The sequence below is a fragment of the Streptomyces sp. NPDC026301 genome (genome assembly GCF_055567935.1).
The window spans coordinates 426332-447563 of sequence record NZ_JBVHPN010000002.1 but is presented as its reverse complement, the minus strand read 5'-3'; the positions used below and the strand labels follow the sequence as shown (position 1 = coordinate 447563).

General features: G+C 71.7%; 21 protein-coding genes. 3 read left to right on the top strand and 18 right to left on the bottom strand.

The features are described from left to right. Both ACZ4MH_RS05120 and ACZ4MH_RS05115 read left to right on the top strand, forming a co-directional pair. Positions 1 to 1530, top strand: a complete 1530-nt coding sequence (locus tag ACZ4MH_RS05120; RefSeq protein ID WP_351588294.1) for a helix-turn-helix domain-containing protein — start codon at positions 1 to 3, stop codon at positions 1528 to 1530. 142 nt (positions 1531 to 1672) lie between these two features. Then, positions 1673 to 2302: a hypothetical protein gene (locus tag ACZ4MH_RS05115; protein ID WP_351588292.1), complete on the top strand. Its 630-nt coding sequence runs from the start codon at positions 1673 to 1675 to the stop codon at positions 2300 to 2302. Positions 2303 to 2332: 30 nt separating this feature from the next. On the opposite strand, the gene ACZ4MH_RS05110 is transcribed toward ACZ4MH_RS05115, so the two are convergent. The 8 genes from ACZ4MH_RS05110 to ACZ4MH_RS05075 all read right to left on the bottom strand — a co-directional run bounded on the left by ACZ4MH_RS05110 (position 2333) and on the right by ACZ4MH_RS05075 (position 11912). Then, positions 2333 to 2809: a shikimate kinase gene (locus tag ACZ4MH_RS05110; protein ID WP_351588290.1), complete on the bottom strand. Its 477-nt coding sequence runs from the start codon at positions 2807 to 2809 to the stop codon at positions 2333 to 2335. Between the two features lie 47 nt (positions 2810 to 2856). Continuing rightward, a complete protein-coding gene (gene aroC / locus ACZ4MH_RS05105; RefSeq protein ID WP_351588288.1) occupies positions 2857 to 4041 on the bottom strand; it encodes a chorismate synthase in 1185 nt (394 codons plus the stop codon). Beyond that, positions 4038 to 6182, bottom strand: a complete 2145-nt coding sequence (gene tkt / locus ACZ4MH_RS05100) for a transketolase (RefSeq protein WP_351588286.1) — start codon at positions 6180 to 6182, stop codon at positions 4038 to 4040. The genes aroC and tkt overlap by 4 nt, the downstream gene beginning before the upstream one ends. Next, complete coding sequence (gene metF, locus ACZ4MH_RS05095) at positions 6179 to 7090, bottom strand: methylenetetrahydrofolate reductase [NAD(P)H] (protein ID WP_351588283.1); 912 nt, start codon at positions 7088 to 7090, stop codon at positions 6179 to 6181. The genes tkt and metF overlap by 4 nt, the downstream gene beginning before the upstream one ends. After that, positions 7087 to 8076 carry a carbohydrate kinase family protein gene (locus ACZ4MH_RS05090; RefSeq protein ID WP_351588280.1) on the bottom strand — a complete coding sequence of 330 codons (990 nt, stop codon included), beginning with the start codon at positions 8074 to 8076 and terminating at the stop codon, positions 7087 to 7089. The genes metF and ACZ4MH_RS05090 overlap by 4 nt, the downstream gene beginning before the upstream one ends. A gap of 1 nt (position 8077) precedes the next feature. Beyond that, positions 8078 to 9286: a methionine adenosyltransferase gene (gene metK / locus ACZ4MH_RS05085; RefSeq protein ID WP_351588277.1), complete on the bottom strand. Its 1209-nt coding sequence runs from the start codon at positions 9284 to 9286 to the stop codon at positions 8078 to 8080. A 148-nt stretch (positions 9287 to 9434) separates the two neighbouring features. Continuing rightward, the gene (locus ACZ4MH_RS05080; RefSeq protein WP_351588274.1) at positions 9435 to 10517 is read right to left on the bottom strand and encodes an IS701 family transposase; all 1083 of its coding nucleotides are present in this window, start codon (positions 10515 to 10517) and stop codon (positions 9435 to 9437) included. A gap of 210 nt (positions 10518 to 10727) precedes the next feature. After that, positions 10728 to 11912, bottom strand: a complete 1185-nt coding sequence (locus ACZ4MH_RS05075) for an MFS transporter (protein ID WP_351588412.1) — start codon at positions 11910 to 11912, stop codon at positions 10728 to 10730. Between ACZ4MH_RS05075 and ACZ4MH_RS05070 the strand changes: the two genes are divergently transcribed. Beyond that, the gene (locus tag ACZ4MH_RS05070) at positions 11863 to 12081 is read left to right on the top strand and encodes a hypothetical protein (protein WP_351588423.1); all 219 of its coding nucleotides are present in this window, start codon (positions 11863 to 11865) and stop codon (positions 12079 to 12081) included. The genes ACZ4MH_RS05075 and ACZ4MH_RS05070 overlap by 50 nt on opposite strands. 24 nt (positions 12082 to 12105) lie before the next feature. Here ACZ4MH_RS05070 and ACZ4MH_RS05065 read toward each other — a convergent pair whose 3' ends face one another. The 10 genes from ACZ4MH_RS05065 to ACZ4MH_RS05020 form a co-directional block, all read right to left on the bottom strand. Then, positions 12106 to 12918, bottom strand: a complete 813-nt coding sequence (locus tag ACZ4MH_RS05065) for a class I SAM-dependent methyltransferase (protein ID WP_351588271.1) — start codon at positions 12916 to 12918, stop codon at positions 12106 to 12108. Between the two features lie 44 nt (positions 12919 to 12962). Then, a complete protein-coding gene (locus ACZ4MH_RS05060; RefSeq protein ID WP_351588268.1) occupies positions 12963 to 13331 on the bottom strand; it encodes a YybH family protein in 369 nt (122 codons plus the stop codon). Between the two features lie 20 nt (positions 13332 to 13351). Next, positions 13352 to 13732 carry a nuclear transport factor 2 family protein gene (locus tag ACZ4MH_RS05055; protein WP_351588266.1) on the bottom strand — a complete coding sequence of 127 codons (381 nt, stop codon included), beginning with the start codon at positions 13730 to 13732 and terminating at the stop codon, positions 13352 to 13354. Between the two features lie 170 nt (positions 13733 to 13902). Beyond that, positions 13903 to 14538: a phenazine biosynthesis FMN-dependent oxidase PhzG gene (gene phzG / locus ACZ4MH_RS05050; protein WP_351588263.1), complete on the bottom strand. Its 636-nt coding sequence runs from the start codon at positions 14536 to 14538 to the stop codon at positions 13903 to 13905. A gap of 137 nt (positions 14539 to 14675) precedes the next feature. Continuing rightward, positions 14676 to 15512 carry a PhzF family phenazine biosynthesis protein gene (locus ACZ4MH_RS05045; RefSeq protein WP_351588260.1) on the bottom strand — a complete coding sequence of 279 codons (837 nt, stop codon included), beginning with the start codon at positions 15510 to 15512 and terminating at the stop codon, positions 14676 to 14678. Positions 15513 to 15566: 54 nt separating this feature from the next. Then, a complete protein-coding gene (locus ACZ4MH_RS05040) occupies positions 15567 to 17462 on the bottom strand; it encodes an anthranilate synthase family protein (protein ID WP_351588257.1) in 1896 nt (631 codons plus the stop codon). Further along, the gene (locus tag ACZ4MH_RS05035; RefSeq protein ID WP_351588254.1) at positions 17459 to 18082 is read right to left on the bottom strand and encodes an isochorismatase family protein; all 624 of its coding nucleotides are present in this window, start codon (positions 18080 to 18082) and stop codon (positions 17459 to 17461) included. The genes ACZ4MH_RS05040 and ACZ4MH_RS05035 overlap by 4 nt, the downstream gene beginning before the upstream one ends. Before the next feature lie 74 nt (positions 18083 to 18156). Next, a complete protein-coding gene (locus ACZ4MH_RS05030; RefSeq protein WP_351588251.1) occupies positions 18157 to 19329 on the bottom strand; it encodes a 3-deoxy-7-phosphoheptulonate synthase in 1173 nt (390 codons plus the stop codon). Between the two features lie 49 nt (positions 19330 to 19378). After that, on the bottom strand, positions 19379 to 19867 hold the full coding sequence (locus ACZ4MH_RS05025; RefSeq protein WP_351588248.1) for a PhzA/PhzB family protein: 489 nt from the start codon (positions 19865 to 19867) through the stop codon (positions 19379 to 19381). Between the two features lie 328 nt (positions 19868 to 20195). Then, entirely contained in the window at positions 20196 to 21209 is a 1014-nt protein-coding gene (locus tag ACZ4MH_RS05020) for a ParB/RepB/Spo0J family partition protein (RefSeq protein WP_351588245.1), read from the bottom strand. Between the last annotated feature and the right edge of the window lie 23 nt (positions 21210 to 21232).

Sequence of the window (21232 nt, the reverse complement as noted above, 5' to 3'; positions counted from 1 at the left end):
ATGGCAGACGACTACCTCGTACGCATCGGCAAGCTCATCCGTGACGCCCGGCAACACCGGGGCTGGACACAGACCCAGCTGGCGGAGGCGCTCGGCACGAGCCAGAGCGCGGTCAACCGCATCGAACGCGGTAATCAGAACATCAGCCTTGAGATGATCGCCCGGATCGGCGAGGCGCTCGACAGTGAAATCGTCTCCCTGGGGTATGCGGGTCCCATGCATCTCCGCGTCGTCGGCGGCCGGCGGCTGTCCGGCAGCATCGACGTCAAGACGAGCAAGAACGCGTGCGTGGCCCTGCTCTGCGCCACGCTGCTGAACGCCGGGCGCACGACGCTGCGGCGGGTCGCCCGCATCGAGGAGGTCTACCGCATCCTCGAGGTCCTCGGCTCCATCGGTGTCCGCACCCGCTGGATCAACGACGGCAACGACCTGGAGATCGTGCCGCCGGCCGAGCTGGACCTCGACGCGATGGACACCGAGGCGGCACGCCGCACCCGCAGCGTCATCATGTTCCTCGGGCCGCTGCTGCACCGCATGGACCACTTCAAGATCCCGTACGCCGGCGGCTGCGACCTCGGTACCCGTACGGTCACCCCGCACATGACCGCGCTGCGCCACTTCGGCCTGGAGGTCACCGCCACCGAGGGCACGTACCACGCGCACGTCGACCGGGCCGTGGCGCCCAAGCGCGCGATCGTACTGACCGAGCGCGGCGACACCGTGACGGAGAACGCGCTGCTCGCCGCCGCCCGGCACGACGGCGTCACGGTCATCCGCAACGCCTCCTCCAACTACATGGTCCAGGACCTGTGCTTCTTCCTGGAGCAGCTGGGCGTACGGGTCGAGGGCATCGGCACCACCACCCTCACCGTGCACGGCGTCGCGCACATCGAGCGGGACGTGGACTACGCGCCGTCGGAGGACCCGGTCGAGGCGATGAGCCTGCTGGCCGCCGCGGTCGTCACCGAGTCCGAGCTGACGATCCGCCGCGTACCCGTCGAATTCCTGGAGATCGAGCTCGCGGTCCTGGAGGAGATGGGCCTGGACCACACCCGCAGCGCGGAGTACACCGCCGACAACGGCCGCACCCGCCTGATCGATCTCACCGTGCGCCCCTCCAAGCTGAGCGCCCCGCTCGACAAGATCCACCCGATGCCGTTCCCGGGCCTGAACATCGACAACGTGCCGTTCTTCGCGGCGATCGCGGCCAGCGCCCAGGGCCAGACCCTCATCCACGACTGGGTCTACGACAACCGCGCGATCTACCTGACGGACCTCAACCGCCTCGGCGCGCAGGTGAAGCTGCTCGACCCGCACCGCGTCCTGGTCGACGGCCCGACCCGCTGGCGCTCGGCGGAGATGATGTGCCCGCCGGCCCTGCGCCCCGCCGTCGTCGTCCTCCTGGCGATGATGGCCGCCGAGGGGACGTCCGTACTCCGCAACGTCTATGTCATCAACCGCGGTTACGAAGACCTCGCCGAGCGGCTCAACTCGCTGGGCGCACAGATCGAGATCTTCCGGGACATCTGACCGACCTTCGGCGGCGGCGGCACGCGCGCTGCGGTGTGCCGCCGCACCGCATTAGCCGTCCGTTAGCGGAACGCCAACGCGATCTTGGAAACTGATTGTCGTCAGGGAGAAAGACGAGAGAACAGAGCAACGGGAGTACACGATGAACACCGCCACCGCCACCAAGCGCTTCCGCAGCCGCGCCGGCCGCCGCATCGCCGCCGCCGTCGTCGCCGCCGCGGCGCTGGGCCTGGGGGCCACGGCGTGCGGGCAGGGCTCCGGGGAGGCGGGCGCCGCCGACTCCTCGGGCTCTTCGGCCGCGACCGACTCGCAGCACTCCTCGGCCTCGCCCCAGCCCACGAGCGGCTCCTCCTCGGACAACTCCGGCCCGCAGGGCCAGGACGGCGGCAAGCCCACCACGGCGCCGCCCGCCGCCGGCACCGGCAGCGAGTCCGCCCCCGCCGGCGGCGGCGTCGCCAACGCGGGCAACCACCGCACGATCGTCGGCAAGCTGGAGTACCTCGCGCCCGGCAAGCTGATCGTCAAGCCCCAGGACGGCGGCACGGACCAGGCGTTCTTCGTCGCCAACGCCACCAAGATCCTCGGCGCGGCCGCGATCTGCTCCGACGACCCCGACGACGGCGTGTCCCTCGGCGACGACGGCTACGGCACCGCGAAGTGCACCGTGGAACAGCTGGAGAAGGCCGCGAAGACCGGCAGCGTGACCGTCCGCGTCACCATGAGCACCAAGTCCGGCGCCGGCGAGACGGTCGAGGAGAAGTACCACCCGTAAGCCCCGGCACCCCGTGGGCCGTTCCCCGACCTACAGAAGCTCCAGTACGCCGAGGACCGCCCGGGCGACCTCTTCGGGGGTGCGGCCGTCGGTGGCCACGACCTCCCGGGCCGCCTCGGCGTACAGGTGCCGGCGCGCCTCCATCAACTCCCGCCACCGGGTGTGCCGGTCGGCGGTGAGCAGAGGGCGGGCCCGGTTCGCGCCGATGCGCTCGACCGCCTCCGCCGCGCCCAGCGACAGATGGACGACCGGGTGCCCGGCGAGCAGCCGGCGGGTCGACCCGTCGAGGATCGCCCCGCCGCCGAGCGCGAGGACCCCCGTGTGCCCGGCCACGGCGGCGGCGACCGCCGCCCGCTCCAGCTCGCGGAAGTACGGCTCGCCCTCGTCCGCGAAGATGTCCGCGATCTCCCGGCCCTGCGCGGCCACGATGTCCGCGTCCGTGTCCCGGAAACCGCAGCCCAGCCGCTCGGCGAGGAGCGCGCCGACCGTCGACTTGCCCGACCCCATCGGCCCGATCAGCACAACCCGCGGACCGCGGACCGTACTTGAGCGGCTCACCGGACCCGCAGGTTGTCGAGGTACGAGCGCACGTTGCGCCGCGTCTCGGGCACGCTGTCGCCGCCGAACTTCTCCGCCACGGCGTCGGCCAGGGTCAGCGCCACCATGGCCTCGGCCACGATCCCGGCAGCCGGCACCGCGCACACATCCGAGCGCTGGTGGTGGGCTTGCGCCGCCTCACCGGTGGCCACATCGATGGTGGCCAGCGCGCGCGGCACGGTCGCGATGGGCTTCATCGCGGCCCGGACGCGCAGGAGTTCGCCGGTGGTCAGGCCGCCCTCGGTGCCACCGGCGCGGCCCGACGCGCGCTTGATGCCGTCGTCGGTCGCCAGGATCTCGTCGTGCGCCTTGGAACCGGGCACCCGGGCGAGATCGAAGCCGTCGCCGACCTCGACGCCCTTGATCGCCTGGATGCCCATCAGGGCACCGGCCAGGCGGGAGTCCAGGCGGCGGTCCCAGTGCACATGGCTACCGAGGCCCACCGGCACGCCGTACGCCAGCACCTCCACCACGCCACCGAGGGTGTCGCCGTCCTTGTGCGCCTGGTCGATCTCCGCGACCATCGCCTTCGACGCCGCCTCGTCCAGGCAGCGCACCGGGTCCGCGTCCAGCTTCGCCACATCGGAGGGCTCCGGGTACACGCCATACGGGGCCTTGGCAGCCGCCAGCTCGACGACGTGGCTGACGATCTCGATGCCCGCCGTCTCCTTCAAGAAGGAGCGGGCCACCGCGCCCAGCGCCACCCGGGCCGCCGTCTCACGCGCCGACGCGCGCTCCAGGATCGGGCGGGCCTCATCGAAGCCGTACTTCTGCATCCCCGCCAGATCCGCATGGCCCGGGCGCGGGCGGGTCAGCGGCGCGTTGCGGGCCAGCTCGGCCAGCTCCGCCTCGTCCACCGGATCGGCCGCCATGACCTTTTCCCACTTGGGCCACTCGGTGTTACCCACCATGATCGCGATGGGCGAACCCAGCGACAGGCCGTGCCGCACGCCACCGAGGAAGGTCACCTCGTCACGCTCGAACTTCATCCGGGCACCGCGGCCATAACCGAGCCGGCGACGGGCCAGGGCGTCCGCCACCATCTCCGTGGTCACGGGGACGCCGGCCGGAAGGCCCTCCAGCGTCGCCACCAGTGCGGGGCCGTGCGACTCCCCCGCCGTCAGCCAGCGCAACCTGCTCAACGGTGCTCCTCCGTCATGTCCCGCTCGCTTCCGCCGCCGAGTGCGGCCAGGGCCGCGGCGGTCACGGCCTCGGCTGTGAAGCCGAATTCGCGGAAGAGGACCTTGCCGTCGGCGGAGGCGCCGAAGTGCTCCAGCGACACGATGCGGCCGGCGTCGCCCACGTACTTGTGCCAGGTCAGGCCGATGCCCGCCTCGACGGCCACGCGGGCCTTGACGGCCGGCGGCAGGACGCTGTCCTTGTACGCCTGGTCCTGCTCCTCGAACCACTCCACGCAGGGCATCGAGACGACGCGCGTCGGGACGCCCGCGGCCTGCAGCCGCTCACGCGCCTCGACGGCGAGCTGCACCTCGGAGCCCGTGCCGAGCAGGATCACCTGCGGCTCGCCGCCCTCGGCCGCCAGCAGGACGTAACCGCCCCTCGCCGCACCTTCGTCAGGCTCGTACGTCGGTACGCCCTGGCGGGTCAGGACCAGGCCGTGCGGGGCGCTCTTGCCGTACTCCTTCGTGGAGCGCTTGAGGATCTCGCGCCAGGCGATCGCGGTCTCGTTGGCGTCGGCCGGGCGGACGACGTTGAGGCCGGGGATGGCGCGGAGGGAGGCGAGGTGTTCCACCGGCTGGTGGGTCGGGCCGTCCTCGCCGAGACCGATGGAGTCGTGGGTCCACACGTAGGTGACCGGCAGGTGCATCAGGGCCGAGAGGCGTACGGCGTTGCGCATGTAGTCGGAGAACACCAGGAAGGTGCCGCCGTAGATGCGGGTGTTGCCGTGCAGCGCGATGCCGTTCATCTCCGCGGCCATGGAGTGCTCGCGGATGCCGTAGTGGATCGTGCGGCCGTAGGGGTCGGCCTCGGGCAGCGGGTTGCCCACCGGCAGGAACGAGGAGTTCTTGTCGATGGTGGTGTTGTTCGAGCCGGCGAGGTCGGCGGAGCCGCCCCACAGCTCGGGAATCACGCCGCCCAGCGCCTGCAGGACTTTGCCCGAGGCTGCGCGCGTCGCGACGCCCTTGCCGGTCTCGAAGACCGGGAGCTTCGCCTCCCAGCCCGTCGGCAGCTCGCCCGCGGTGATCCGGTCGAACTCGGCGGCCCGCGCCGGATTCGCCATGCGCCAGGCGGCCATCGCCTTCTCCCACTCGGCCCTGGCCCGGGCACCGCGGTCCCGTGCGGTCCGGGTGTGGGCGATGACCTCCTCGGAGACCTCGAAGGTCCGCTCAGGGTCGAAGCCCAACACCCGCTTGGTGGCGGCCACTTCCTCGGCACCCAGTGCCGAGCCGTGCGCGGCCTCCGTGTTCTGCGCGTGCGGGGCCGGCCAGGCGATGATCGAGCGCATCGCGATCAGCGACGGGCGGTCCGTTACCGCCTTCGCGGCCTGGATCGCGGCGTACAGGGCGGCCGGGTCCAGGTCGCCGTTGGACTTCGGCGCCACGCGCTGGACGTGCCAGCCGTACGCCTCGTACCGCAGAGCGGTGTCCTCGGAGATGGCGGTCTCGGTGTCGCCCTCGATCGAGATGTGGTTGTCGTCCCACAGCATGATCAGGTTGCCGAGCTTCTGGTGCCCGGCCATGGACGACGCCTCGGCGGAGATGCCCTCCTGCAGGCAGCCGTCGCCGGCGATGGCGTAGATGTGGTGGTCGAACGGCGAGGTGCCGGGGGCGGCGTCCGGGTCGAACAGGCCGCGCTCGTACCGGGCGGCCATCGCCATGCCCACTGCGTTGGCCACGCCCTGGCCCAGCGGGCCGGTGGTGGTCTCGACACCCACGGTGTGGCCGTACTCCGGGTGACCCGGGGTCTTGGAACCCCAGGTACGGAAGGCCATCAAGTCCTCCAGCTCCAGGCCGAAACCGGCCAGGTAGAGCTGGATGTAGAGGGTCAGGGACGAGTGGCCGGCGGACAGCACGAACCGGTCACGGCCGGTCCAGTCCGGGTCGGCGGGGTCGTGCCGCATGACCTTCTGGAAAAGGGTGTACGCGGCAGGGGCCAGGCTCATCGCCGTGCCCGGGTGGCCGTTACCGACCTTCTGCACGGCGTCGGCGGCCAGCACACGGGCGGTGTCGACCGCCCGCTGGTCCAGTGCGGACCACTCGAAGCCCAGGGGGAGCAGCGGAGGCAGCGGGCCGACGCAGGGCAGGGAAAGTGACGTGGTCATAGGTGAGTCGTCTCCAGGCGGAGGCGGCGGTGGATGTCGAGGGCCGCGGTGGAGTGGTTGAGGGTGATGTAGTGCAGGCCCGGCGCGCCCTCGTCGAGGAGGTGCTGGGCCAGTTCGGTGGCGTGGTCGACGCCGATGCGGTGGGAGTCCCCGGGGGCGTGCCGCGCGGCACGCAGCCGGCGGGCGAGGCCGGTCGGGAAGGTGGCGTTGCTCAGTTCGGCGAAGCGGCTGATCTGGTCGTACCGGGTGGCGGGCATGATCTCCGGGATGACCGGAGTGTCGCAGCCGGCGGCGGCCAGCCGGTCGCGCAGCCGGAAGTAGTCCTCGGCGCTGAAGAACATCTGGGTGATGGCGTAGTCCGCGCCCGCCCGGCACTTGGCGACGAAGTGGCGGATGTCGGTGTCCCAGTCGGGCGAGCGGGGGTGCCGCTCGGGGAACGCGGCGACGCCGATGCTGAAGTCGCCCAGGTCGCGTACGAGCCGTACCAGGTCCGCCGCGTGGTCGAGGCCGTCGGGGTGCCGGGTCCACGGGCCACGGGGGTCACCGGGCGGATCACCGCGCAGGGCCAGTACGTCGCGGATGCCGGCGTCGGCGTAGCGCCCGATGATCCGGCGGAGTTCGGCCGTCGAGTGGCCGACCGCGGTGAGGTGGGCGACCGGGCGCAGGGTGGTGTGCTCCGCGATGCGCTGGGTGAGGTCGGTGGTCCGTTCCCGCGAGGACCCGCCCGCCCCGTAGGTCACGGAGACGAAGGCCGGGTCGACGGCCTCGATCCGGCGCAGGGCCTGCCACAGCACCCGCTCGCCCTGGTCGGTCCGGGGCGGGAAGAACTCGAAGGAGTACGAGCGGTGGCCGGCCGCGATCAGCTCGGCCGGGCCGGGGCGGGCTGCGGGCAGCGTGAGCACGCTCATCGGTGCGCCGCCCCCTCTGCGAGCACGGGTGTCGCGGGGTCCGCGGCGCCCGGGTAGGCGGTGCGGTGCAGTGCGCGCACGCCCTCGGGTGTGGGGGTGTACGTCTGGGTCCCCACGGCCGACAGGGCGAACGAGGCCATCACCGATCCGGTCTGCGCGCAGCGCACGGGGTCGCGCCCCGCGGCGAGGGAACCCAGGTATCCGGCGCGGAAGGCGTCGCCGACGCCGGTCGGGTCGGCGACGACGTCCGTGGGGACGGCCGGGACTTCCGCCACCGGTTCGCCGTCGCGTTCGATGCGGCTGCCCTTCTCGCCGAGCGTGGTGATCCATGTGCCGACCCGCCGCAGCACCTCGGCGTGGGTCCAGCCGGTCTTGCGCAGCAGCAGTTCGTGTTCGTACTCGTTGGTGAACAGCAGCGTCGCCCCGTCGGCGAGTTCGCGGATCTCGGGGCCTTCGAGGCGGGCCAGCTGCTGGGCCGGGTCGGCGGCGTAGGGGATGCCGAGGGCGCGGCAGGCCCGGGTGTGGCGGAGCATCGCGGCCGGGGCGTCGGCGCCGATCAGCACGAGGTCGGCGCCGCCGCGCGGGCCGAGCACGGCGGCGAGGTCGATGTCGGCGGCCTCGGCCATCGCGCCCGCGTAGAAGGAGGCGAGCTGGTTGCCGTCCGGGTCGGTGGTGCACAGGAAGCGGGCCGTGTGCCGGGTACCGGAGACGCGCACCCCGGAGGTGTCCACGCCGAGCTCGGCGAGGCGGCGGCCCTGGTCCCGGAAGTCCGCGCCGACCGCCGCGACGAGGAGGGGGCGGTGGCCGAGGCGGGCCAGGCCGTAGGCGATGTTGGCGGCGACGCCGCCTTCCCGGATCTCCAGGGTGTCGACGAGGAACGACAGGGAGACCCTGTCCAGCTTGTCGGCCAGCAATTGGTCGCTGATGCGTCCGGGGAAGGTCATGAGGTGGTCGGTGGCGACCGATCCGGCGATGACGATCCGCACGTCAGGCCTCCGCGGCGGTGCGCAGCGCGGCGGCGCGGTCGGTGCGCTCCCACGTGAAGTCCGGGAGGGCGCGGCCGAAGTGGCCGTAGGCGGCGGTCGCCGCGTAGATGGGGCGGAGCAGGTCCAGGTCGCGGATGATGGCGGCCGGGCGCAGGTCGAAGACCTCGGTGATGGCCTTCTCGATGCGGTCCTGCGGGACGGTCGCGGTGCCGAAGGTCTCCACGAACAGGCCGACCGGCTCGGCCTTGCCGATCGCGTACGCGACCTGCACCTCGCAGCGCGCGGCCAGCCCGGCCGCCACCACGTTCTTCGCGACCCAGCGCATCGCGTACGCCGCCGAACGGTCCACCTTGGACGGGTCCTTGCCCGAGAAGGCGCCGCCGCCGTGCCGGGCCATGCCGCCGTACGTGTCGATGATGATCTTGCGGCCGGTCAGGCCCGCGTCCCCCATCGGGCCGCCGATCTCGAAGCGGCCCGTCGGGTTCACCAGGAGCCGGTAGCCGTCGGTCTCCAGCTTGATGCCCTCGTCGGCCAGGGCCGCCAGCTCGTGCTCGACGACGTGCTCGCGGATGTCGGGGGTGAGGAGCGTCTGCAGGTCGATGTCCGCCGCGTGCTGCGAGGAGACGACGACCGTGTCCAGGCGGACCGCCCTGTCGCCGTCGTACTCGATGGTGACCTGGGTCTTTCCGTCCGGGCGCAGGTACGGGAGCGTGCCGTCCTTGCGCACCTCGGAGAGGCGGCGCGACAGCCGGTGCGCCAGGTGGATCGGCAGCGGCATCAGCTCGGGCGTCTCGTCGGTGGCGTAGCCGAACATCAGGCCCTGGTCGCCCGCGCCCTGGCGGTCCAGCTCGTCCGTCTCGCCCGCCACCCGCCGCTCGTACGCCGTGTCGACGCCCTGCGCAATGTCCGGCGACTGCGCGCCGATGGACACCGAGATGCCGCACGAGGCGCCGTCGAACCCCTTGGCCGACGAGTCGTAGCCGATCTCCAGAATCTTCTGCCGGACGAGGGTCGCGATGTCCGCGTACGCCTTCGTGGTGACCTCGCCGGCGACGTGGACGAGGCCGGTGGTGATCAGCGTCTCCACGGCGACCCGGGAGACCGGGTCCGCCCGCAGCAGCGCGTCGAGGATCGTGTCGCTGATCTGATCAGCGATCTTGTCGGGATGCCCCTCGGTCACGGATTCCGAGGTGAACAGACGGCGGGACATGGCACTCCTAGACCAGAGGAACCGGTGAAAGTCCGGTGGAAGTGGTGCGGCGGCCACACGATGGGCGGCTGCGGCGGAAAAGGCGGGGGCGCGGGACTGTGGCGGCGAGGGCCGCACGCCGCGCCGGCCGCGACTGGCTCGACGCTAGTCACACCCGATCGGCAACACCAGGAAAAGGTGCAGACTCTGTCACAAGCGAGGACGAGGGGCGGTTGTCCGCCGGGGCGGCCGCACGAGCCGTGTGGGCCGCCGCGTGTGCCGCGTGTGCCACCGAGACGAGCGTCATATGGCGGTGCCAGCCGTCGAAGGTGCGGCCCGTGAAGTCCCGCGCGCCGAGCGGGTCGGTGACCTGCGCGAACGACGCGTCCACCGCGCGCGCCGACGCCGCCAGGGCCGTCAGCTCCGGGGTGCCGGCGTCCCGCAGGTTGGTGAGCCAGACCTCGTCGGGCCACGGCTCCGTCCCCGTACTGCTGCCGAAGAGGAGCAGGCCGTCGTCGGAGGCGGCGCGCGCGCCGAGCGGGTCGCCGGGGTCGGCCTTCACGAGGAACGGCAGCCGAGCGGCACGCAGGTGCCGGACCGCCGCGGCCACGTCGACGCCGTCCACGGCCAACACCACCGGCGCGCCCGGCAGTTGCCCCTCCGCGTCATCCATCAGGCCGCTGTACGCGCCGATCGCGCACTCCGTCGGGGTCTCGGGGCGGCTCCCGTCGGGGATCGACGTCCGGGCCCGCCGCTCCGGGTCGTCCGTCCATGTACGGGGCAGCAGCAGCCGCCAGTTGACGGGCCGGCATTCCGTACCGGACACGGCCCAGAGGCCGACGGCGTACTGCACGTTGAGCGAGTGACCGAGGGCCGGTACGTGGCGGCGGTGGACGCCCACCATGCTGGTGCCCTCCTTCGGCGCCAGTACCGTGCGCAGCACCCACGCGTCGGGCGGCACCGGGGCGGTCGCCCGGGCGGCCAGGGCGCGCCGGACCGGCATCCAGTCCCAGGTGGAGCAGCTGACGAAATGGTGCAGGCGCTGTTCCAGGGTGGGCCCGCCGCCCAGGCAGGCCGCCATGTTCCGGAAGGACCGGCGGCCCTCGGTGGCGAGCAGCCCCTCGACGTACTTCACGAACCGCTCGCGCTGGTCGCTGCGGGGCAGCGAGGCGAACAGCGGGGCGCACAGGGTCTGCAGCGCGTCGACGGCCGGCCGGCACCCGCTCGCCTCGCGCAACGCGGCACTACTCACGGACTCCCCCAGGTGCAACGGATGGGTTCGGACACAGGCTCCGAAGGTTCTGGACAGGTGGTACGCACCCCCACGTCCCACAAGCCCGTGCCCGTGTGCGCCTCTCCGGTCGGAGTGGGCGCTCACGGCCACGGGCAGTGGCCTGCGGGATCCCGGCGGTCGCCCGGCCGCGCGAGCGGGGGTTCCCGCGGGGCCGGTCCGGGATCCCGGTCAGGCGGCCGCGGGCTCCGCCTTCTTGGTCCGGAAGGCTCCGGACCCGGCGAAGACCAGCGCGGCGATCACGAGGGCCGCCACGGTGAATCCGGAGACTCCGTGGAAGCCGTCGAAGTGGGAGAGCAGGATGCCGCCCACGAAGCCGCCGATCGTGGTTCCGACGTACAGCGCGGTCGTCGCGAGCGAGGAGACCGTGCCGCGGGCCGCGGTGGTCCGGGAGAGCAGCATGGCCATGAAGATCGGGTAGTTCAGGCCGAGCACGGCGGAGCCGAGGGCCAGGAAGGTGATCGCGGTGGCCAGGTTGGGGGCGAACGGCACGGCGGCGTAGATGACGATGAGCGCCACGAACGCCCAGGCGAGCGTGCGCGCCTCACCCAGCCGCTTGATGAGGTGGTTGCCGAAGATCGAGGTGATCGCCATGCCCACGCCCAGCGCCATCATCGCGGCGCCGATCGCGGTGACGCCCAGCCCGAAGTCCTTGGCGAGCCAGGACCCGATGAACGAGATGGTCTCGAACACGCCGGTCTGGTACGCGAGGTAGCCCACGAGGTACCAGGTGAACGTGCGGGAGCGGAACAGACCCGCGTACACCGAGAAGAAGCCGCCGCCGGCCGACGGCGCGGCGGGCACGGACGGGAAGACCCGGAACAGCAGGACCCAGACGACGGCGGAGAGCCCGGCGACCGCGAAGAACGGCACGTGCCAGGAGCTGGCCGCCAGCCAGCCGCCGATCGGGACGCCGACCACCTGCGAGATGGACATGCCGGCGCCCGCCAGGCCCATGGTCTTCACGATGGCGTCCTTGGGCACCAGGACCGGGATGGAGGCCCACAGCTGCGGGGTGACCAGGGCGGCCGACATGCCGGCGAGCACCCGGAAGACGATCATGCCCCAGAAGCCCGGCGCCACTCCGCAGAGCGCGGTTGCGATGGTGAATCCGGCGAAGCCGAGGAGGAGTACGCTGCGCCGGTTCCTGCCGTCCGAGAGGGGGCCGGCCACCAGCGCGAAGAGGGCGAAGCCGAGGGCGTAGGCACTGACCATCCACCCCGACATGCTGGTGGAGACGTCAAAACTGCGGGAAAGCGTGGGAAGCATCGGAGCGACGAGGAAGGTGTCGGTTCCGATCACGAACATGGTCGTGAACGAAAGCCAGGCAATGGCCGTGGCCGATACCTTCTTCACCACTGAGGGCGCGGAGTTTTCCGTGCCGCTCTGTGATTGCGTTGAACTCTGCGTCGAACTCTGCGTTGAACTCATGTTTTCTACACCGCCGTCGAGGGCTGGGATGGGGGGACTCTTCGGCGTCGGCAGCGGCGCCGGAGAAGGGGAAAGTGAGAAGGTGGGAAGGTGAGAAGGTGGGAAGGCGAGAAGGTGTCTACTGCGCGTATCCGTCGGGCTTTTGGCCCCAGGCGCTGTAGACGAAGGTGGAGACATCGGGGGCCGGGTCGCTTTCGACCAGGCGCTGTGCGGCCTCGATCTGTTCGGCGGTCGCGAGACCGGCTTCGACCAGCCGCGGGCCGCTCTGGATCAGTCGGATGCTCAGGAGCCGGTCCTGCACCTCGTCGACGCCGAGGCCGCCCGGGGTGACCGAGAGGCCCACCGCGTCGCAGCCGGCCGCCGCCAGCCGCGCCGGGATGCGCCGCGCCCAGGCCAGGTCGATGCCCTGCCCGGCGAGCGCCTCCAGATAGGCGCCGTGCACCTGCTGCCACACCGGGTACGGGGAGTCGGCGGCGGGCAGGAAGTGAACGTCCTCCAGGACCAGCCAGCCGCCGGGCGCGAGCCACTTCATCGCCCGCTCGACCATTTCCTCGCGCCGCGGCAGGTGCATGAACAGGGCGCGGGCGTGGATCAGGTCGAAGGAGCCGGGCGGGAAGTCGTCGGTGGTGATGTCCGATCCCCGCACCTCCAGACCGGGCGCGCGGCCGGCGTCGATGAACCGGGGGTCGATGTCCACCGCGAGCACCGAGCCGTCGGGCACCCGCTCGGCGAGCCAGTACGCGATGGAGCCCGCGCCGGCGCCCAGTTCCAGGCACCGCCAGTCCGACCGCATCGGCAACTGGGACAAGGCCCGCACCGTTCCGGGGTCGTAGGTCCTCTCCAGCAGCTGGAGCCGCTCCAGTTCGGTGGGCAGATCCTTGCTCAGCAGTCCTGTCGTGTAGGCATCGGCAGGCACAGCGTGTGCGCTCATCGCGCGGATTCCTTTCTGGGGGCGCCAGTCATCGCTGGTGGAGGTCAGGTGGGCTCGCCGAAGTAACCGGACGAGTGCAGGACGCGCAGCCAGGTGCCGTCGGGCTGGCGCCGGGCCACCTGGTAGCGGCCGCGGCTGTTGTCCTCCGGGACGCTGGAGGTCAGGGCGACGTCGCCGAGGCGCAGCGTGGGCAGCGACTGCTCCATCGGGAAGTAGGAGAACTTCGCGAGCATCCCCTCGAACGCCTTCTGTATCGCGTCCCGGCCGACGTGCTCCCGGCCGATGGGGAACGCCATGATCGCGTCCGCTTCGTAGAGCGCCGCCATGCCCTCGGCGTCGCCGGCGTTGGCCAGCTCCACCCACAGCCGCGCCAGGTCCTCCGGCTCCTTGGCCTTTTCCCGCTCGGTGGTCATCGGGGTTTTCTTCCTCTCGTTCAGTCGGAAAGCAGCGCGCGCGGGTCGTACACCGCTCGAATTCTGTTGATCTTTCCGTTCTCGACGTGAATCCAGTTCGCGACGGGAGTGGGCGGGGCGATGGTGGTGTGCAGGGTGAACCACGTGACCACGTCGGCGCCCGAAACGAAGACCCGCTCCACGGCGAGGTCCGTCGTCACCGGCGACATGCGCTCCAGGGATTCCCGGCACGCGTCCGGATCGTCGAGCCGGGCCAGCGGTCCTACGTACTCGAATTCATCGGCCAGGAATGATCGCAAGGTGTCGAATTCTTTGCCGCGCCAGGCCGCGATATAGGCCGCCGCTATCTTCTCGGCCGCTCCCGCTCCTGCTTCTTCGGTTTCCTCAAGCTTTTCGCTCACTCAGGAAATTGTGCGCCAGCGGCCCACGCGCTGCGACGGTCCGGGCGGCACTATGTCAAGTCGTCAGCGGGGGCCTGCGCGGGGCCGCGGCGACGTTCAACGGCGTTCGGCAACGCAAAGCGCCGCGCCGCTGAGCAGCGGCGCGGCGCGGGCGTGCAGCGGAGCGCGGGTCACGGCTGGAGGCGCCGCACCGTCCAGCCCTCGCCGTCCCGGTCGTACCGCAGGCGCTGGTGCACACGGTTCTCGCCGTTGGCCCAGAACTCCACGCCGTCGAACCGCAGCAGATAGGCGACATAGCTCTCCGGGCGCGGCAGCGGTCCGGTGCCGGCGAGCCGGTCGACCTCCGTCTGGAACGCCGCCATGTCGCGCAGCTCCTCGCTCTGCCGCGACGTGACCGACGCGGGGTGCGTGAAGAGGGGCCGCTCGGCCCACTTGGCGTCGGCCACGTCGGGGCCGAGCAGCTCCACCCTGCCGCTGACGCTGATCTGCTGGCTGGTCTCGCGCCAGTACAGGACGCCCGAGGCCCACGGGTTCTCGGTGATCTCGCGGCCCTTCTGGCTGCCCAGGTGCGTGGCGAAGACGATGCCCTCGTCCGTGATCTCGTTCACCGCGACGATCCGCGTCGACGGGCGTCCCCGCTTGTCGGCGGTGGCGAGCGCCAGCGCCTTCGGCTCCCGCACCCCGAGGCGCGCGGCGGTCTCCCACCAGCCGCGGACGATTCCGGCCGGGGAGGCCGGTGGGGTGTCGTACTCGGGGAAGTCGATGTCGATGGTCGCGGTCATCGTTTCCGACCTGCCTGCACTCATTACTGCCTCCTCAGGGTGTGACTTCACGTCGTGACGTCGGTAGTACGTGACGTCGGTAGTTCGTTACGCCGGTAGTTCGTTACGCCGGTAGTTCGTTACGCCGGTAGTTCGTTACGTCGCCTTTTGGGGCCCGGCCGTCAGACCAGGGCCTCGCCTCGGGCGAACAGCGCGCCGCTGCCGCCGACTTCGACGGAGGTGAAGCGGTCGCCGGTGCCCTCGGCGCGCGCCAGCATCAGCGAGGGGCGGCCGATCTCCACGCCCTGGAGGATCTCCACGGGCTGCCCGTGCGTGATCAGGCCGTGCCGGGCGAGGTGCAGGGCGAGGGGTCCGGCCGCGGAACCGGTGGCCGCGTCCTCGACCACCCCGTACGCCGGCGAGAACATCCGGCTGCGCCACTGGGTGCCCTCGCCGGCGAAGCAGTTGGTCGCCATGTCGTCGAACGTGGCGAGCGCCCGGTGGTCGGGGTTGAGCCGCGAGAGCGCCTCGACGCTCTCCAGGCCGACGAAGACGTGCCGGGGACCGTTGCGGTAGATCTCGACCGGCAGGGTCGACTCGCCTACGCCCAGGGCCGCCAGGAGTTCTTCGGCCCGGTCGAACGCCTCCCAGGTGGGGATCGGCTGTTGCATCCGCGCGGCCACCACGTCCCCGTCCCTGCGGTCCAGCTCGAAGGGGATGGTCCCCATCCAGGTCTCCAGGAGCAGCTTGTCCCGGTCGGTCTCCGCGCCCAGGGCGATGGCCGTGCCGAGCATCGGGTGCCCGGCGAAGGGCAGTTCGTTGACCGGCGTGAAGATGCGGATGCGGGCGTCCCCGTCATCGCGCGGCTTGAGCACGAAGGTGGTTTCGGAGAGGTTCATCTCCCGGGCCATGCGCTGCATGCGTTCGGCGGGCAGATCGTCGGCGTCGAAGAAGACGGCGACGGGATTGCCGCGCAGGGGTTCCTCGGCGAAGGCGTCCACGACGACGTATCGGTGCATGAGGTTCTCTCCAACCGGGCGGAGTACAAAGGAACTTGGGTGGGGGGTGCGGGCTCAGGAGGTGACGTGCTGCGGCGCTGCCGCGAAGACGTCCCGTACGGCCTGGGCCACGATCCGCGGCCCGTCCTGGGTGAACACGGACTCGGCGTGGAACTGCATGGACGCGAAGTGCGGCCCGCGCAGCGCGTGCACCTCTCCGGTCGCCCGGTCGCGGCTCACCTCGACCGTGCCGACCCCGTCGACCTCGACGCGGTCCTCGTGGCTCACCGCCGCGAAGGTGTTGTAGAAGCCGACTCGTTCGGCGCGGCCGAACAGGTCGATCTCCTTCTGCACGCCCTGGTTGGGGACGTCCCTGCGGCGCAGCCGGAAGCCGAGCCGGAGGCTGAGCGCCTGGTGGCTGAGGCACACGGCGAGGAACGGCCGCCGGTCGCGCAGCAGGGTGTCGACGGCCGTGCGCAGGTGCGCCATCTTCGGGTGGGCCGACGCGCTCGGGTCGCCCGGCCCCGGGCCCATGACCACGAGGTCGTACCCGTCGAGGGAGTACGTCTCGTCGAAGCGCCGCACGGTCACCGCGAGGCCCAGCGAGCGGAGCTGCCCGGCGATCATGGCGGTGAAGGTGTCCTCGGCGTCGATGACGAGGACCTCGCGGCCGGCGAGGCCGGGCTCCGGCCGCAGCCGCCGGCCGATGTCGCTCAGCCAGAAGCCGGCGATGGTGTCGTTCCTGCTGCCCAGGGCGGCGCGGACCGTGGGGTGTTCTGCGAAGCGGGTGACCGCGGGCACTTCCAGGGCGGCGATCAGCCCTGCGGCCTTGGCGCGGGTCTCGGCGGCCTCGGCCGCCGGGTCGGAGTGGCGTACGAGCGTGGCGCCGACCCCGATCCGCAGTCGCCCCGTGGCGGAGATGTCCGCGGTGCGGATGAGGATGGCCGAGTCGAGCGAGCGCGCGCCGTGCTCGTCGCGGCTGATCAGGGCGGCGACCCCGCTGTAGTAGCCGCGCCCCTGCGGCTCGTAGCGGTCGATGACCCGGCAGGCGTTCTCCAGCGGGCTGCCGGTGACCGTGGGCGCGAACAGGGTCTCGCGCAGGACGTCGCGCACGTCCCGGTCGGTGCGCCCCTCGATGAAGTACTCGGTGTGCGCGACGCTGCCCATTTCCTTGAGGTAGGGGCCGACGACCCGGCCGCCCTCGGGGCAGATCTGGGCCATCATCTTCAGTTCCTCGTCGACGACCATGTACAGCTCGTCGGTCTCCTTGCGGTCGGCGAGGAAGTCCATGATCCCGGGCAGTTCGGGGCCGGACGGCGGGTAGCGGTACGTGCCGCTGATCGGGTTCATGACGGCGACGCCGTCGCGGAGGCTGATGTGCCGCTCGGGTGAGGCGCCGACGAAGGTGCGGTCGCCGGTGTGGATGACGAACGTCCAGTAGGCGCCGGTCTCCCGCTCCCACAGGCGCCGGAAGAGGGCCAGGGCGCTGCGCGGTCCGAAGTCGCTGATGTCGGCGACGAACGAGCGCTTGAGGACGAAGTTGGCGCCCTCGCCCTCACCGATGGCCTCGGCGATGACCTTGCGGACGGTCTCGGCGTACTCCTCGTCGTCCACGTCGAAGTGGGCGTCGCGCAGTTCGGTCGGCACATCGCCGATGCGGGCGGCCGCGTCCTCGACGCGGACGGTCTCCTGGCCGGTGACGGTCAGGGCGATCAGGGGCGCCCCGTCGTCGGCCGCGGTGAATCCGCGTTCGGCGATCTGCCGGTAAGGGATGACGGTCAGGACCTCGTGGCGCACCCCGGTGGCAGGCGCGGGACCGTCCGGCAGTGGGATCTGTGCCAGCGACTCCGGGTAGGACACCTCGCCGACCAGGACATCCAGGTGTCCGGGGCCGGTCGTCTCGGGCCGGTGCAGCAGGGCGAACGGCCCCGGTTCCGGGCCCAGGATCCGGTCGAGGAGACCCGCGTTCACGCCAGTACCTCCTTGGCGGTGAGGACCGTGGCGCAGCGCTCGGCGGCGTACCGGAGTGCCAGGTGGTGGTACTCCGCCGAGAAGTCGGCGACGGCGTCGGCGACCAGGAACGGCTGGATGTCGTGGCTGAACGCCTCGACCGCCGACATCAGGACCCCGACGTGTGCGTACACGCCGCACACGATCAGCTGGTCCCGCCCGGCGGCCCGCATCCTCTCCAGCAGGTCGGAGCGGAAGAAGGCGCTGTAGCGCCACTTGGTGAGCCGCCAGTCCTCGGGTCCGGGTGCCAGTTCGTCGACGACCTCGCGGTCGGCGGGGTCGGTGCGCATGCCCGGCCCCCAGAAGTCCTTGAGCAGACCGCGCTGCCGGTCGTCCATACCGCCGGGCTGGGCGGTGTAGGCGGCCGGGACGCCGTGCGCGGCGCTCCACCGCCGCACCAGCGCGGCGTTGGCGACGAGCTCGGTGCGCAGGGGCTCCGGGAAGGGCTCGAGGAAGTACCGCTGCATGTCGTGGACCAGCAGGACGGCGCGGGCCGGGTCGATGGTCCAGCGGGCGGTGTTGGCGGGCAGCTCACCCGCGGTGGGCAGTGCGTAGGGTTCGATGGGCGGTATGCCGGGCATGGCCCTGACCTCCAGCTTCTGATGTCGGGAAGGGGTCGGCCGGTGCAGTCGGCCGGTGCAGTCGGCCGTTCCGGTCAGCCGTTCCAGGCCGAGACCACGTCGACGGCCTGCCACGGGTTCAGGCGCGGGTCGCAGCGGCTGGTGTACTTCTCGCCGACCCGGGCGAGGCCGGCCTGATCGGTGGCGCACTCGGTGACGTCGTCCGGCGTGGTCTCCAGGTGCAGGCCGCCGGCGATGCCCCCGCCGGCGAGCACGGCCTGCTGGAAGTCGCGCACCTCGCGCGCGACCGTCGCCACCATGCGGGTCTTGTGGCCGTCCGGGGCCGAGACGGTGTTGCCGTGCATCGGGTCGGTCAGCCAGATCACCGGGTGGCCCGCGGCGCGGACCGCCTCGACGAGCGGGGGCAGCCGGTCGGCGACCAGGTCGGCGCCCATGCGGGCGATCAGCGTGAGCCGGCCGGGGTCACGGCCGGGGTCGAGGCGCTCGCACAGGGCCAGCAGTTCCTCGGGCGTCATGCCCGGGCCGACCTTGCAGGCGACTGGGTTGAACACCTGGGCGAGCAGGGCGACATGGGCGCCCTCCACCTGACGGGTCCGCTCCCCGATCCACGGCAGGTGCGTGGAGCCGAGGTAGCTCCCGCCGTGCTCGTCCCGGCGCAGCATCGGCACTTCGTAGTCGAGGAGCAGGGCCTCGTGGCTGGTCCACACCGGTGCCTCGATGCCCTGGCCCTCGGCGCGGCCCTTCCACCCCAGGTGTTCCACGATGTCGTTGGCCGCCATGTACCCGGCGAGGACGCGCAGCGGATCGGGGCGCCGGCTCTCGGCGTCCGGCTCCGGGCCGTTCACCATGTCGCCGCGGTACGAGGGGAGTTCGACCCCGCCGATGCACTCGGTGGCCTTCGAGCGCGGCTTGGCGAACTGGCCCGCTATCCGGCCCACCCTGATGACCGGCTTGTGCGTCGCCATCCGCAGGACGCCCGCCAGCAGGTCCAGGAGCGCGGCCTTGCGGGCCACATAGCCGGGCGTGTGCTCGTTCACGTCCTCGGCGCAGTCCCCGGCCTGCACCACCATGGCTTCGCCGGCGGCGACCCGGGCGAGCAGGGAACGCAGCGTACGGATGTCGTCGGCCCTGGCGAGCGGGGGCCTGGCCTCCAGGGTCTCCCTGACCCGCTGGAGCTGATGCGGGTCGGCCCACTGCGGCTGCTGCAGCGCGGCGCGGGACTCGAAGGCGCGCAGAACGTTTTCCATGTTGCTCTCCAAGGGGGGAAGGGCCGGCTCCGCCGAGGGGGAGGAACCGTCAGGTGGGTATTCCTTCGCGCTTGATCTCGGGCACCGGAATGCCGAGCGCGCGCAGCTGCTCGAAGGGGTTCATGAACTCGCGGTTCTGCTTGATCTTCCCGTTCTCCAGCGAGAACGAGTGCAGGAAGTGATTCTCGTAGTAACCCTCGGGATAACCGGGGAACCGAATCTTGCCGTGCCCGTCGCATTCGACCCAGAAGTGGTTCGGGTCATCCGTCTCGAAAACGCGGATGTTGTACCACTCCCAGTCCGGGAAGCACTTCAGCGACCAGACGGCGTGCTCGGCGAGGCGGTCCCGTCCGTTGATGACGATCGGGGAACCGGTGTCGGTGGTCCACAGGCCACCGCTGCCGTCCTCGGTGAAGAGCTTGTGCCGCCGGAGGCGGGCCTCGCCCTTGGTGTGCATGTACTGCTCCACGACGGCCCGGTGCGCGCGGCGCAGTTCGGCCGCGTCGGCGAATCCCTGGGAGGCTGCGGTTTCAGACATGGAAATCCCTTCGCAGTGCATGGCTGATGACTGCCGGATGAATGGCGGAGGCGCTTTGCGCGCAGGAGGTCCGGACGGCGGGAAAGCGCGTCACGGGCCGGCCGGATGTCGCTCGCCGAAGGCGGCGGTCACGGCAATTCCCGTATCGGACTCATCGCAGCCTAATGACCGGATGCCGGGTACGGAAGAATCTTCAACGGTCGGATTTCAACAGTCGGATTTCTTTGCCGCGGACGCGGAAATACGGGCACGCCGGGGCGGCCCGTCGGTACGGGCTGCCCCGGCGCTCGGCCCGGGAAGGCAGGAAGCCTGGACGCCTGGGGGAAGGTCAGGCGGCGCCCTGGACGCGCGGGGGGACCGCGTCGGCCAGGGCGTTCCACTCGGCGGCCCGCTGGGCGGCGACGGTGCGCACCAGTGGTGCGCAGTGTCCGGGCAGGGCGGCCGCGATCCGCCGCCACTGGTGGGGGGTGAGCTCGGTGGCGAGAAGGGCGCGCAGCAGCTGCCGGCCGGGCTCGCTGCCCTTCAGGGACGGGTCCTTGACGAGTTTGCGCACCGCCGTGGCCACCGGGTCGGGGCGCTCCTCGCCCTCCCCCGTCCCGCTCCCGGCGTCGAGCCGCAGGGACGGCCCGGCAGGTGCATTCGTACGCGCCAGGGGCCCGCCGGAGCCGCGGCCGCCCCCTGGCACGGGGTCCTCGCCCCGCCGCAGCCGGTCGCGCACGTCGCGCACCGTCGCCGTGGACAGCCCCGACCTGCGCGCCAGTTCGCGCAGCGAGGCGGTGGGGTCGGCCGCGATCAGGCCGGCCGCGCGCAGCCGCCCGTCGAGGCTGCTGACCGGCCGTACGGTGCCGTCCCTGCCGACCCTGGTGTGCGGCTGAGGAATTTCCGCACTCGCACACCCGCGCAGCTTGCCGACGGTCTTGCCGCTGAGGCCGGTGCGCTCCGCGATGGCCCGGTCGGACCAGTGGGGGTGGGTACGCAGGATGCGCTCGGCTGCGGCGCGGCGCTCGGCCCGTGACAGCGGCAGGCCGTGCCGGACGTTCAGCTGGACGGAGAGCACGTACGCGTCCGCTTCGCTGCCGTCGAAGAAGCGCACCGCGATGGCGTGGTGGCCGCGCAGCCGGGCGGCGCGGAGCCGGTGCATGCCGTCGATGACCCGCATCGTCGGCCGGTGCACGACGATGGCCTCGAACTCCCGGCCGGAGTCGGCGAGCGCGCGGACGTGGCTCTCGTCGCAGGAACCGCCGCGCGGCGAGTCGGACGGCTTGAGCCGGTCGATCGGCACGCTCTCGACGGTCGCGGAACCGGGCCGGCCGTCACCGTCCGGCTTCCCGATGGATGTCACGGATGCTCCCCCTCCGGGCCGCC

What these genes read in the sequence shown, in the direction of transcription:
- ACZ4MH_RS05120 (WP_351588294.1), top strand. Translation starts at nt 1, where the DNA reads ATGGCAGACGACTACCTCGTACGCATCGGCAAGCTCATCCGTGACGCC.
- ACZ4MH_RS05115 (WP_351588292.1), top strand. Translation starts at nt 1,673, where the DNA reads ATGAACACCGCCACCGCCACCAAGCGCTTCCGCAGCCGCGCCGGCCGC.
- ACZ4MH_RS05110 (WP_351588290.1), bottom strand. Translation starts at nt 2,809, where the DNA reads ATGGGGTCGGGCAAGTCGACGGTCGGCGCGCTCCTCGCCGAGCGGCTG.
- tkt (WP_351588286.1), bottom strand. Translation starts at nt 6,182, where the DNA reads ATGACCACGTCACTTTCCCTGCCCTGCGTCGGCCCGCTGCCTCCGCTG.
- metF (WP_351588283.1), bottom strand. Translation starts at nt 7,090, where the DNA reads ATGAGCGTGCTCACGCTGCCCGCAGCCCGCCCCGGCCCGGCCGAGCTG.
- metK (WP_351588277.1), bottom strand. Translation starts at nt 9,286, where the DNA reads ATGTCCCGCCGTCTGTTCACCTCGGAATCCGTGACCGAGGGGCATCCC.
- ACZ4MH_RS05070 (WP_351588423.1), top strand. Translation starts at nt 11,863, where the DNA reads ATGGTCGTGAACGAAAGCCAGGCAATGGCCGTGGCCGATACCTTCTTC.
- ACZ4MH_RS05065 (WP_351588271.1), bottom strand. Translation starts at nt 12,918, where the DNA reads ATGAGCGCACACGCTGTGCCTGCCGATGCCTACACGACAGGACTGCTG.
- ACZ4MH_RS05060 (WP_351588268.1), bottom strand. Translation starts at nt 13,331, where the DNA reads ATGACCACCGAGCGGGAAAAGGCCAAGGAGCCGGAGGACCTGGCGCGG.
- phzG (WP_351588263.1), bottom strand. Translation starts at nt 14,538, where the DNA reads ATGAGTGCAGGCAGGTCGGAAACGATGACCGCGACCATCGACATCGAC.
- ACZ4MH_RS05045 (WP_351588260.1), bottom strand. Translation starts at nt 15,512, where the DNA reads ATGCACCGATACGTCGTCGTGGACGCCTTCGCCGAGGAACCCCTGCGC.
- ACZ4MH_RS05035 (WP_351588254.1), bottom strand. Translation starts at nt 18,082, where the DNA reads ATGCCCGGCATACCGCCCATCGAACCCTACGCACTGCCCACCGCGGGT.
- ACZ4MH_RS05030 (WP_351588251.1), bottom strand. Translation starts at nt 19,329, where the DNA reads ATGGAAAACGTTCTGCGCGCCTTCGAGTCCCGCGCCGCGCTGCAGCAG.
- ACZ4MH_RS05025 (WP_351588248.1), bottom strand. Translation starts at nt 19,867, where the DNA reads ATGTCTGAAACCGCAGCCTCCCAGGGATTCGCCGACGCGGCCGAACTG.